The following is a 12261-nucleotide window of genomic DNA, read 5'->3' as shown; positions in this document are numbered from 1 at the left end:
GCGCGCTGTCCCGCCACCACTGGACGCCGGTGTACGAGGGGGGCCGCAGCGGACCGGGGCGCCGTCCCGGACCCGTACCACATCGACAGACGGCGGGGTGCGTTCCGCCAGCCGGCGCAGGGCCTCCTCCATCAGATCGCCCGCATCCCGCAGCCGCTGGTTCTACGAGCTTTGCGACAGCAGCCGCGGGAAGAGACGCCCGACCGGAACCGGGGCCGAGCGCGTCCTGCGCGAGGGGATGATGCCGTCGTCCAGATCGGTGTGCACGGCGATCCTCCGGGGCTGAACGGGCTTCAACACCACCGGTTCTGGACACTCTCTGGACGGCCTGCAAAGCCGATCAACCATCTAGTACGGAAAGCGGAGCGTGGGCCGCTCAGTCCGCCGCGCGCTCGTACGCCACGTGCCGGCCGTGTTCCGTGGTGATCTCGGCGACCTCACCCAGGGCCGCCAGGGCGGCCAGGTAACCGTCACCGGACCGAGCCTCCTCGCAGTGCTCGGCGTCCCGCCACCACAACAGGCCGGTGTAGGCGAGGGGCCGCACGGTGGACCGGAGCAGGTCGCTGCCGCCAAAGCCACCTGCCTCGTCGCACCGGGAGTTCAGTTCCGCGAACCGCTTCTCCAGCTCGCCGCAATCGCCGTGCACCTGGGCGCTGACGAGCACGATGCCGGCCGAGCCGACCGCGGCCAGCTCGCGCAGCGTCCGCTGGACACTCACCGCCTGGTCGGCCACGGCGTCCACCATCGGGCGGAGCCGCCGGACGTGCGCCACGAAGTTGTCGTCGTGCACCGTGTCCAGAAAGCCCCGCAGGCTCCGCCAGTGCCACAGATGCACATACGTCTGCGGGTCGTCGACCAGTCCCACCGTCACCAGGAAGTCGAAGTCATGGCGTTGCCGCAGGAATTGGGAGTGGTCGTGGAACTCGCGCTCGAACTCCTCGGTGTCTCCCCTGACCTCGAACCGGTTGATGACGGTCACGGGCTGGTCCGGATTACGCTCGTGCACGCGCTTCCTCCGCGAAGTGCCTGGCGTGGCGCAGCGTGGTGGAGCTGTTGGCCCCCAGTGCCTTACGCACCAGTTCACGCGCCTCGCCGATGGTGGCCTCGGGGCCGAGGGCCGTACGGACACCCTCCGGGTCAAGGGTCACCGTGTGCCAGGAGGTGGCCTTCACGGTGCCGTCGCCGCGGGGTTCGATCTCCCAGCGTCCGGTGTGGCCGCTCATCGCGGCCGGTACCCTCAGCTGCTTGTAGACGATCACCTTCCGGTCCTCGAAACAGACCCGGACCGAGGTGGTGTTGTGCAGGGAGCCGTCCGGGCTGCGGGTGTCCATGTCCATGCGCTGGATGCCCGGTTCGTCCTCGGCGAGGTCGAGGCGTGCCACGTGCGGCAGGCGCTGCGGCCACAGGTCGGCGCGCTCCAGGAACGCGTACACGTCGGCCGCGTCGCCGTCGACGGTCTCGGAGTCGCTGAAGGTCAGGTGAAGCTCGTCGCGGGTCTTCCCCAGCTCGGCCGCGTTCTTCAGGGCGGAGAGTTCGGCCACGCTGTTGCGGTCGACTGCGCGTGCGATCAGCTGCTCGGCGTCGGGGTCGCCGTCGACGGCACGGTAGTCATGCAGCAGGACCACCCGGGTCGTCGCCCCGTCCTCGGTCGGCTCCACCCGCCATTCGCCGCCCATGGAGGCGACGGGCGGTGCGGACACGACCTGCCGGAAGATGACGGTACGGGCGGGCGGGTCGAGGACGCGGCGTGAGGTCCACGTACGTACCTGGTCGTTGGCGAGAGCCCAGATGCGCAGGAGTTGCTCGCCGCCGTGGTCCGGGTCTGCCTCCTCCAGCACCTCCACGTGGACGGTGGGCCCGAAGACCTGGGGCCAGGCGGAGACGTCCGCGATCAGGGCGTAGACGGTCGCGGGCGGCGCCGCGACCGTGATGGAGTGTTCCGTGACATGGGTCGCCGACGTGTCGGACATAGCGGTCGTCACGGCGTACCTTCCCTTCGGTGCGGCCGTGTGAACGGCGGATTCAAGGTGTCAGAGGTGTACTGGAGGGCTGCTGGAGGGCTACTGGAGGCCGACTGGACTCCAGTCGGGCCGCCCGGTGATCTCCACAACGGCGCAGCCCCAGCTGTAGCCCGCTCCTACGCTGACCAGGACCACCCGGTCGCCGGGCCGGGCACGGCCGGAGACGACGAGATGGTCGAGGCTCGCGAACTGGTCGCCCGCGCCGAGATGGCCGACGGTGCGGCTGAACTCCCAGGTGGTGCGGTCGGGTTCGATCCCGAAGGGCCGGTAATAAATGGACTGGAGCCTGCGGCGGCCGAAATGTGGCAGGATCACCCACCGCGCTTCGTCGAGTTCCATTCCGGCGTCGGCCAGCGCCTGTTTGATGACGGCCTGCTGTCCGTTGTGGGCCCGGGTGATGGCGTACGAAATGCCGGTGCGGCCGATGAAGGCGCGTTTGGCCTCGTCGAAGTCGACGGGCATGCGGTGGGTGAACGGGGCCGGGGTGAAGGGGTCGTCGCCGCGGTGCAGTGGTTCGAGCTCGGGGTCGGCCAGCAGCGCGAGGGACCTGAGAGCGGCGAAACCGCCCCGGCGGGAGAGGACCAGGGCGGTCGCCCCGTCGGCGTAGGGGGTGCCCGGGTCGGTGTTCCACCGGTCGATGCCGGGCGCGCAGAACCGGTCGGCGGTGGTGAGCAGGGCGTCGCCGTGGCCGTGGCCGGCGGTGAGGTAGGCGGTGGCGAGGTCCATGGCCGCGAGGCCGCCGTTGGACATCTGCCGGATCTCGACGGCGGGGCAGCTGTTGCCGAGAGCTTCCCGCTGGATGTAGGAGGCGACGGGCCACAGGTCCTGGCCCTGGTGGTAGGTGTCGGCGTGCAGGATCAGGTCGACGTCCTCGGCCCCCGAACCCGCCCGTTCCAGGGCCTGGCGGGCGGCGCGGGCCGCCATTTGCGCGGCCGATTCGTCGGGTGAGTACGCCACGGACTCCAGCCCGGTGGCGGCGGCGACCCGGGGCGAGCAGGCCCCGGAGGCGACCGCGTCGGCGACGGACGCCGAGGCCGGCAACCGCACAGAGGTTCCCCGTATCCAGATGTCTTCCACGCGCACAACATGCTCCCGGAGTTCGAGGGTTTCAGCCCGCCCAGGCGGTCGCCAGGGGCACGGCGCCGCGGCCCGGCCGCACATCATCGAGCAGGACGTAGTGGACGGCCTCCAGCAGGGCACGCCAGCTGGCGGTGACCGTGTTCTCGTCGACGCCGACGGCGCCCCAGCGGTGGTTCGCCGTCGTGGAACTGGATCAGGGCGCGAGCGGCCGCTCCGCTGCCCGTTTCGCCGCAGAGAACCCGTACCCGGTAGTCGACCAGCGCCAGCCGGGCGAGCTGTGGGAAGAACCGGTCCGGGGCCCCGCGTCCAGCGCCGTGCCGAGCGCGCCGACGGGTGGGGCCGCCCACCAGTTCCTCGCGCAGCAGCAGCTCGAAGGAGGCGTCGGCGCTCTCGAAGCTGTAGCTGTAGCCGTAGCCGTAGCCGAGTTCGTGCGCCTTGAGTTCGTTGGAGAAGCCCTTTCCGCCGGCTGCCGTCGCGCAGGGGCGTGTCGTAGAGCTGGAAACTCCGCTCGCTCATCTCGCCCCGCCCTCCCCCGTATCGGCCGTCGGTGGTGTCCTGGCCCGATGCTGCGGCTCGAACGGTCCAGCGAGCGCCATGAGCCCGGCTGGAGACGCGCTCGACCGTTCCGGGCCTACCTCCGGCGGGGTGCGGCGCGGGTCCGGGCCGGGAGGGTCGAGCGGGATTCGAGCAGCGTGCGGAATGCTGTCCGCCGACTAGTCACACGACCAGGAGGGCCCCATGACCACCGAAAAGATCCCCGCGAAGTCCAAGGAAGTGCGGCTCGCCGCTCACCTGAACGGATCGCTGACTCTCGCGAATTTCGAGCTGGCCGAGACCGAGGTGCCCGAGCCCGGTGACGGCGAGGTGCTGGTCCGCTACCAGTACCTGCAACTCGCCGCCGTGATGCAGGACCTGATGAAGCCGGAGCCGAGCCTGCCGATGCCCGGCTACCAGCCCGGTGCCCCGATGTGGGGTGCGGCGGTCGGCGTCGTGGTGAAGTCCAACAGCCCCGATCTGGCGGCCGGTGACCTCGTCGAGGGCATGGACGGGTTCAAGGAGTACTCGGCCGGTCCCGCGAGCGACTACTTCAAGCTGGACTCGGAGGCGTTCCCGAGCCCGGTCCACTACCTGACGCAGGGCCCCACCGCGTACCACGGCATGGTGGACATCGTGGAGGTCGGCGAGGGCGACACCGTCTTCGTGTCGGGCGCGGCCGGCGGTGTCGGTTCGCTGGCCGGTCAGATCGCCAAGTGCCGGGGCGCCAAGCGCGTCATCGGTGCGGCGGGCAGCAAGGCCAAGGTCGACTACCTGGTGAAGGAACTCGGCTACGACGCGGCGTTCGACTACCACGACGGCCCGGTCCTGGACCGGCTGCGCGAACTGGCTCCGGACGGCATCGACGTCTTCTTCGACACCGTGGGCGGCGAGCAGTTCGAGGCGGCCGTCCAGGTCGCGTCGCCCGGCGCGCGGTTTGCGCTGTGCGGTGCGCTGTCCGGTCAGGTCGGCGACTCGCTGGGGGCGTTCCCCCGGCTGGACATCATGACGTCGATCGTCAAGCAGATCTCCATCCGCCCCTTCGCGACCTACCACACGCCCGAGCAGATCTGGGCGTGGAACTCGAACTTCGCGCAGTGGCTGGGCGAGGACCGTTTCGTACTGCCGCAGACCCTGGTGGAGGGTGGCCTGGAGGCCGCTCCGCAGGCGCTGATCGACCTGCTGGGAGGCAAGTTCACCGGCAACCTCGTGGTGCGACTGTCGTGAGCCGCCACTTCGCCTTCTTCAACATCCCGGCGACCGGCCACCTGATGCCCACCCTGGGTGTCGTCGAGGAGCTGGTGCGCCGGGGCCACCGCGTCACGTACGCGGCGACCGCCGAGTACGCGGACCTCGTCGCTTCCACCGGCGCGACGGTCCTGCCGTACACGTCGTCGGTCGACCCGCAGAAGATCGTGCCCGCCGGCGCCGAGGACTGGCTGGCGCGGGTACTGCTCGGCAACGTGCGGGAGAGCGCGGCGCTGGCCCCGGTCGTCGAGTCGTACTTCGGTGACGATCTGCCGGACCTGCTGGCGTACGACATCTCCGTGCAGTTCCTCGGCGGTGTTCTGACCCGCAAGTGGGAACGGCCGGGTGTGAAGTTCTACTCGGTGTCGCCGACGAACCGGAGCATTCCGCGGGAGGCGGTCGGCGCGCAGGCGTATGACCGGATCGAGCGGGAGCTGCGGGAGTTCGGGGCGCGGCACGGGGTGAGCGATGTGTCGTTCGACGAACTGGTCGACGATCCGCAGGCGTTGAGTCTGGTTTCCGTACCGCGCGAGTTCCAGTACCAGCAGGAGATGTTCGACGACCGGTTCGCGTTCGTCGGGCCGTGTCTGCGCCGGGACGACCTGCGGGCCGGCGGATGGGAGCCGCCCGTGAGCGGCCGTCCGGTGGTGCTCATCTCCCTGGGGACGAGCTTCAACGCGCAGCCGGAGTTCTTCCGGATGTGCGTCGAGGCGTTCGCCGGTCTGCCCTGGCACACGGTGCTGATCACCGGACCCGGCGTGGACAGGGCGGCGCTCGGCCCGCTTCCCGGCCATGTGGAGGTGCACGAGTGGCTGCCGTTGCAGGCGGTGCTGGCGCACACCCGGGTGTTCGTCTGCCACGGCGGCTGGGGCACGGTCATGCAGTCCCTTCACGCGGGGACACCCATGGTCGTCGTCCCGCAGGTCGGCGAGACCGACCAGCTCGCCCACCAGATCACGGGGCTGAACCTCGGCGCGGTGCTCTCCCGCGACGAGGTCACGGCCGCCCTGGTCCGTGACACGGTGACCGCCGTGGACGCGGACCAGGAGATGCGCGAGAGCGTCGGGCGCATGCGCAAGCACGTGCATGACGCCGGCGGCGCGGCGCGGGCCGCCGACGAGATGCTGGCCCGTGCGGAGCGCCACGGCTGAGTCTCCCCGGTACGACGAAGGGGCTGGGTGCCACGTGGCACCCAGCCCCCTTGTCGTGGCCCGGAGGCGTCAGTCAGTCCCGTACGGCGAGGAACAGTCCGCGGCCGTTCTGGACGCCCGGCACGTACTCGACGTCGAAGCCGGCGGCACGGAACGCCGACTCGTAGCTCTCCCGCGAGAAGAGCGTCGCCCGGTGCGTCTCCGTGAAGTGCCGTACTCCATCGGCGCTGTCCGCCACCACGTAGTGCACCTCCATGCGGGACGCGCTGCCGTCCCGCACGGTGTGCGAGACCCGGGCGACGGTGCGCCCGTCGACTTCCACCACGTCGGCGGCGACATGGCCGGGCAGGAACGTCTCCGGGAACCACCAGGGCTCGACGGCGACGGCGCCGCCGGGGGCCAGATGGCGAAAGAAGCAGCGCAGCGTGGCCGTCAGTTCCTCCTCCGTCGCCAGGTAGCCGACCGACGCGAAGAGGCAGGTGATGACGTCGTACGTCCGGCCGAGGTCGAAGTCCCGCATGTCGGCGACCGACACGGACACCCCCGGCAGCCGCTTCCGCGCCGCCGCCAGCATCGCCTCGGAGAGGTCGACCCCCTCCACATGGCCGAAGTGCCCGCTGAACACCTCCAGATGGGCTCCGGTCCCGCAGGCCACGTCGAGCAGGGACCCGGTGGCCTTGGTCCTGGTCCGAATCCGGTCCAGTACGTTCTCCGCCTCGGCGAGAAAGTCCTTTCCCCGGGCGCTGTGGGTCTGGTCGTAGATCTCCGCCGCTTCGGCGCCGTACATGCGATCACCTCGAATGACAGGCAGGGCACGGCGACTTGCCGCGTCAGGCAGCGTCGTACGTCACGGTCGACCTCGGCTCGAGAGGTGCTCGGCCCCGGCGTGGCAGGCTGGCACCGGGGCCGCGCGGCCCACGGCCGGGCTCGCGACGGGCTCGTACGCTTTCGAGGAGGAACCCCGAACATGGTCGGCACCAAGCAGTCCGAAGACTCCATGGCGTCGTGGCGGAAGGTTTGCGCGCGCCGGCTGGCCGGGCACAGTCTCGACGTGCCCGCCGCCGCCGAGCGGATGCCGGAGGTCGTGGGAGCGATGTGCGGGGCGCACGCCCAGGTGATGTCGGCGGCCGAGCTGTCGATCGGCCTGCGGACGGCCGGGACGACCCGCGCGGATGTGCGCCGGGCGCTGTGGGAGGACCGCACCCTGGTCAAGACGTTCGGGCCGCGCGGCACGGTGCATCTGCTGCCTGCCGCCGAACTTCCCTTATGGACAGGGGCGCTGGCCGCCGTTCCGATGCCGCCCGGAGGACTGCCCAAGGCGGCCCGGATGGACGCCGCGCAGACCGATGCCGTGGTCGAGGCCGTCGCGGACGCCGTGCGCGAGGGTGAGCCGCCCACCGTCGACGAGCTGAGCGACGCGGTGGTCGCCCGGCTCGGGGACTGGGCCGGCGACCCGGTCGTACCCGGCTTCACCGGCATGTGGCCGCGCTGGCGGCAGGCCCTGCACACCGCCGGGCACCGCGGCGCGCTGTGCTTCGGCCCGAACCGCGGCCGGAAGGTCACGTACACCAGCCCGGACCGCTGGCTGCCCGGCTTCACGCCGATGGACGGCGACAAGGCGCTCGCCGAGGTGGTCCGGCACTATCTGCGCTCCTACGGTCCGGCCAGCGCGCAGCACTTCGCCCAGTGGCTGAGCGCCCCGCGCCGGTGGGCCGCCGAACTGTTCGCCTCGATGGGCGAAGAACTCCGGCCGGTGGACAGCCCGTCGGGCGACGGGACGACGGTCTTCCTGCTCGCCGGGGACGACAGCGCCGAAACGGGCGCGCCCGGCGGGGTGCGGCTCCTGCCGTACTTCGACGCGTACGCGGTCGGCAGCCACCCCCGGGAGCTCGTCTACCCGGGGCAGGCCGCCGAACGGGCCCTGTCCACCGGCCAGGCCGGGACGGTGCAGGTTCTCACCGTGGGCGGGGTGGTGGCCGGGGTGTGGCACCAGAAGCGCTCCGGGCGCAAGCTGGACATCCGGGTCGAGGCGTTCGCGAAGCTCACCGAGGCGCGGCTCGGCGAGGTCGAGGCCCAGGCGGAGCGGGTGGGCGAGATCCTGGAGGCGAAACCGACGCTGGTCTTCGGCGCGGTGGACACCGGCAAGCACCTCTGACGCCGGTCCCGGCCCAGCGGCCGTCGAGCGGAGTTCCAACCCGGGTACGACGCTCACCCCGTGACCACGTGTGTTCGCCCACTCCTACTGCCGGACGCCGCCGCGTTCACCTTCTGTCCGACGAAGGTGCTCGGCGCGTACGGCGACGGCGGCGCCGTGGTCACGGCCGACGAGCGTGTGGAGCGCACGCTGCGGCGGCTGCGCTACTACGGCATGGAGGAGCGCATCGCTGCCGGTTACGGAACGCCTGGCAAGGGTGGTCCCTTCGCCGCCGATGTACCCCTCGCTCCCGCGTGATGTGCAGGACCGCAGCATCGAGGCGCTGCGCGAGGTGCCGGCGTCGGTATGACGGACTGCGTACATGGATGAACGTGGATGAGGGGGCACCGGCCGGTGCCCCCTCATCCACGCATTCCGTCAGGCGGCCCGTGACTCGGCCGTGTACTGCTCCCAATAGGCCCGTACCGCGTCCTCCAGGGACCGGCAGGGCCACCACCCCAGCAGCTCCCGGGCCGGTCCGGGGTCGACGCGCATCCAGTCGGCCGCGCCCGGCCCCCCACCGCCCGGCCCGCCCCGTTCGACTTCGGCCAGCCGGGCAGGGACGAGGCTGGTCGAGACGAGCAGCTCGACCAGCTCCCTCACGGGCACGGCCACACCGCGTCCGATGTCGACCACCTGTCCCGATGCGGGTACGGACGTCCGTGCCGCGGCGACAACCGCGTCGGCGACATCCCGTACGTCCACGTAGTCGCGGTGTGCCCGCAGCGGCGACAGCTCGATCACCACCGGCCCGGCAGCCCCGCCGTCCCACGCGGCGAGGCGCGCGGCCACTTGCCCGAGCAGGCTGACGCCGGGCGTTCCGGGCCCGGCCACATTGGCGATCCTGAGGACGAGCGCGTCGAGGGTCCCGGCGGCGTGCGCGGCCAGGACGGTCTCGGTGGCCGCGAGTTTGGCCTTCCCGTACGGGGTGTCCGGCCTGGCCGGGCCGTGGGCGGTCGTACCCGGTGCCACCGGGCCGTATTCGAGAACGGACCCCAGGTGGACGAGGCGCGGTCGTGCGGCGGCCAGGGCGAGGGCCTCGACGAGCCGCTCGGTCGGAGCGACGATCGAGGGCGCCATCTCCTCGGCAGTACGCCCCCAGATGCTGCCCACGCAGTTGACGACGGTGGTGGGCCGTTCCGTGTCCAGGAGCCGGGCCAGCGGGGCGGCGGCCGACGCGGCGCCGAGGTCCAGCCGCACCGGCCGTACACCGGGCTGCGCAGGCCAGGCCGGCGGCTGCGGGTTCCGGGAGGCGGCCAGCACCCGGCGGCCGTCTGCGGCGAATGCCGCGCACACCTGCCGGCCCACGAAGCCGGTGCCTCCGAGGACGAGTACGCCACCTCCGCCGTCCCCGCTCATGACGCGGCCCTGGCCCAGGCGCCCGCGAAGAGCCGGTGGCGGTGCCAGACCACCGGCTCGGCCAGGCCCCGCTCGAAGGGCGCCGCGGGCTCATTGGACGCGGCGTACGGGGAGTTCTTGACGACGAAGGCCGCCTCGTCCTGGAGGGAACGGTCGACGGAAGATCCAGCGGCGAAGTGCACCACCGCGTCATGCCCGGGCAGCAGATCCAGGAGGAGCGGCAGATCGCAGATGTCGCGGACGAAGTCGAGCCGGGGATGCCCGAGGGGCGGTTGGTCGGTGCTGCCGGCGTAGGTGAGCTTGTCCAGGATGGTGATCCGGGCGTCGCCCAGGCGGGTCAGGGTGCCGTCCAGCGCGTTGCGCACACAGGCAGAGCCGATGAGTCCGGCCCCGTCGGTGACGAGGAGTCTCACGCCGCGGTCTCCACCCAGGTGCTGTCGCCGGCCACGAGCCGGAGGCCTGCCACGCCCCGGCCGGTGGTCGCCTCGCGGCCGAGGACCGAGCCGTGCACACCGCTGACGTGCTGCGCACGGGCGCCCGGCAGCTGGATGGAGTCGGAGATCCCGGCGGCTTCGAGTGTGCAGCCGGATCCGATCGAGGTGTGCGGGCCGATCCGGGCAGTCCCTGACGACGTCGTCGGTGATCTCCCGTTCGCCGCGGGCGCCGGGCTCGACGGCGTCATCGAGGGCCGGGGTGGAGAAGTACACGCCGACGACGGCGAGATCGGTCACCGGCTGCCGCGGCTTCTCGACGAGCCGGGTCACCCTGCCTTCAAAGAACTCGCGGGCGAGCAGGACACAGTGCGCCAGGCCCAGCGGCGCCGGCTGGGAGATGCAGATGACGCGGGCGCTGTGCGCGGCACCGTGTCCCGGCACCGCTTCGGTCTCGTCCTGCCAGTCACCGACGATCACTCCGATCTCCTCGTTGCCCAGCTCCCACAGGCTCTCCACCGCCCGGATGAGAACAGGTCGGTTGGCCACCGGCATCAGTTGCTTGGGCATGGAGTGGCTCAGAGGGCGCAGTCGACTCCCCGAACCCCCGCACAGGACCAGGGCTTTCATGGATGCCTCCTGTCGCAGTCAGGAAGGCCAAGCTGCCCGTGCCGCCTTGAGGCAGGCTGCAGCCCAACTGGACGCCCCGGACGGCCGGCGGTACGCGCGCGCCCGGCTCCACCCCCTCTCGAGGCGCCGGCGGCAAGGTGCGGAGCATGACCAATGGGACCGATACCGTGCGGTGGACACCCGTGGAATCCGCCGACGCGCCGTACGGACAACTCGAACACGCCGAGATCCGAGTTCCGCTCGACTACGCGCGTCCCGACGGCCCGCGCATCACGCTCGCCCTGAGCCGGGTCCGGGCCACGGGTGACCCCGGGCGACGCCGGGGCATTCTGCTGTCCGTGAACGGCGGGCCCGGCGGGGACAACGGCATCGGCCGGGGGCTGCCCGCCCGGCTCGCCGCCGCGACCCCGCTGGGCGAGGTGTACGACCTCATCGGGTTCGACCCGCGCGGAACGGGTGCCTCCACCCGTCTCGAGGGCGAGGACAGCCCGACGACGGTGCCGTTCGACTCCCGGCCGCCGGACGCCGTCTTCGCCGCGCTGGCCGATGACATGCGGGAACGCGAGGAGGGCTGCCGGCGCGCGGGCGGCGAGCTGCGCCCGTACGTCTCCACCCGGAACAGCGCCCGCGACATGGACCTGATCCGGTCGTTGCTCGGCGAGGAGAAGCTGAGCTTCGTCGGCTGGGCGTACGGGACGCTGCTGGGCGCGGTGTACGGCACGATGTTCGGCGACCGTCTCGACCGCAGCGTCCTGGACTCGTCCGTGCACCCCGACTGGGACTGGCGCGAACAGTTCAAGTCCCAGGCGGAGGCGACCCGGGAGAACGTGGACGCCTGGGCCCGGTGGACCGGCCGGCGGCCGTCCGCTTTCGGTCTGGGCGCGGACGCCGCGGCCGTGATCGGCTCAGTGGAACGGACCGCGTCCGCCCTCGCCGCGCCGGCCGGCGGCCGAGCCCTGCGTACCTCCTTCGACACCGTGGTCGGGACCCTGGCCGCGAACCGGTCCCGGTGGGACCGGCTCGGCCGACTGATCGGGGATCTGCTGGCTGCCGCGGAGTCGGGCGATACGGCGATGGCCGGGAAGTTGCTGTCCGGCCAGTCGGAGTGGCGCCCAGGACGCCCGGCCGGGACCCGGCGCGAGGCGGTGCTGGAGGCAGTCACCAGCGAAACCGACTGGCCGGTGGATCTCACGGTCTACGAGCGGGACATGCGCGACTTCCGGGAGCGTTGCCCGTACGGGCTCGGCGTGATGCGCGCCCAGCCCTGGGTCGGCACCTTCCGGACGTTCACCCCTCCGGAGCCGGCCACGCGGTTGCGGCACGGCGGAGGGCCGACGGGCCTCGTCGTCCAGGCGGACGGCGACCCGCTGGACCACCACGAGGGCGGGCGGGCCATGGCGGCGCGGCTGGGGTACCGGCTGATCCGGGTGGTCGATTCCGGGGGGCACGAGATCTACGCCCTCGGGGGCAACGCGGCGGTGGACGCGCACGTCAACCGCTACCTGCTGGACGGGGAGCTGCCGGGCGACAGCGAGACCCGGGTACCGGGCGAGCCGCGCCCCGCCGTCCCCGAGGGCTGAGACCGGCTGGACGGACCGCGGGGGCGGCACGTC

Annotated in this window: 10 protein-coding genes and 1 pseudogene; 5 read left to right on the top strand and 6 right to left on the bottom strand. The window is 71.8% G+C overall.

The features are described from left to right. Positions 1-376: 376 nt before the first annotated feature. From AC1P0E_RS27405 to AC1P0E_RS27395, 3 genes are all read right to left on the bottom strand, one after another. A complete protein-coding gene (locus tag AC1P0E_RS27405; RefSeq protein ID WP_482744777.1) occupies positions 377-1006 on the bottom strand; it encodes a hypothetical protein in 630 nt (209 codons plus the stop codon). Beyond that, entirely contained in the window at positions 993-1982 is a 990-nt protein-coding gene (locus AC1P0E_RS27400) for an aromatase/cyclase (RefSeq protein WP_482744776.1), read from the bottom strand. Before AC1P0E_RS27400 ends, AC1P0E_RS27405 begins: the two co-directional genes overlap by 14 nt. Positions 1983-2060: 78 nt before the next feature. Then, complete coding sequence (locus AC1P0E_RS27395) at positions 2061-3104, bottom strand: ketoacyl-ACP synthase III family protein (protein WP_482744775.1); 1044 nt, start codon at positions 3102-3104, stop codon at positions 2061-2063. Positions 3105-3839: 735 nt separating this feature from the next. Between AC1P0E_RS27395 and AC1P0E_RS27390 the strand changes: the two genes are divergently transcribed. Both AC1P0E_RS27390 and AC1P0E_RS27385 read left to right on the top strand, forming a co-directional pair. Then, a complete protein-coding gene (locus AC1P0E_RS27390) occupies positions 3840-4862 on the top strand; it encodes a zinc-binding dehydrogenase (RefSeq protein WP_482744774.1) in 1023 nt (340 codons plus the stop codon). After that, positions 4859-6034, top strand: coding sequence for a macrolide family glycosyltransferase (locus tag AC1P0E_RS27385; protein ID WP_482744773.1), 1176 nt, complete (start codon positions 4859-4861; stop codon positions 6032-6034). The genes AC1P0E_RS27390 and AC1P0E_RS27385 overlap by 4 nt, the downstream gene beginning before the upstream one ends. Positions 6035-6107: 73 nt before the next feature. Here AC1P0E_RS27385 and AC1P0E_RS27380 read toward each other — a convergent pair whose 3' ends face one another. Continuing rightward, positions 6108-6821: a class I SAM-dependent methyltransferase gene (locus tag AC1P0E_RS27380; protein WP_482744772.1), complete on the bottom strand. Its 714-nt coding sequence runs from the start codon at positions 6819-6821 to the stop codon at positions 6108-6110. A gap of 180 nt (positions 6822-7001) precedes the next feature. Between AC1P0E_RS27380 and AC1P0E_RS27375 the strand changes: the two genes are divergently transcribed. Beyond that, complete coding sequence (locus AC1P0E_RS27375) at positions 7002-8189, top strand: winged helix DNA-binding domain-containing protein (RefSeq protein ID WP_482744771.1); 1188 nt, start codon at positions 7002-7004, stop codon at positions 8187-8189. Between the two features lie 93 nt (positions 8190-8282). Then, positions 8283-8414: pseudogene (locus AC1P0E_RS27370) on the top strand (DegT/DnrJ/EryC1/StrS family aminotransferase); the annotation flags it as partial. Positions 8415-8606: 192 nt separating this feature from the next. On the opposite strand, the gene AC1P0E_RS27365 reads toward AC1P0E_RS27370, so the two are convergent. Together AC1P0E_RS27365 and AC1P0E_RS27360 are read right to left on the bottom strand one after the other, a co-directional pair. Further along, positions 8607-9587, bottom strand: coding sequence for an NAD-dependent epimerase/dehydratase family protein (locus AC1P0E_RS27365; protein ID WP_482744770.1), 981 nt, complete (start codon positions 9585-9587; stop codon positions 8607-8609). Next, positions 9584-10648, bottom strand: coding sequence for a sugar phosphate nucleotidyltransferase (locus tag AC1P0E_RS27360; protein WP_482744769.1), 1065 nt, complete (start codon positions 10646-10648; stop codon positions 9584-9586). Before AC1P0E_RS27360 ends, AC1P0E_RS27365 begins: the two co-directional genes overlap by 4 nt. A 146-nt stretch (positions 10649-10794) precedes the next feature. On the opposite strand from AC1P0E_RS27360, the gene AC1P0E_RS27355 reads away from it, so the two are divergent. Then, positions 10795-12228 carry an alpha/beta fold hydrolase gene (locus tag AC1P0E_RS27355; RefSeq protein ID WP_482744768.1) on the top strand — a complete coding sequence of 478 codons (1434 nt, stop codon included), beginning with the start codon at positions 10795-10797 and terminating at the stop codon, positions 12226-12228. The last annotated feature ends 33 nt before the right edge of the window (positions 12229-12261 follow it).

This window comes from Streptomyces sp. TRD_SC_5, assembly GCF_056836825.1.
This window is presented reverse-complemented; position numbering and strand designations above follow the sequence as displayed.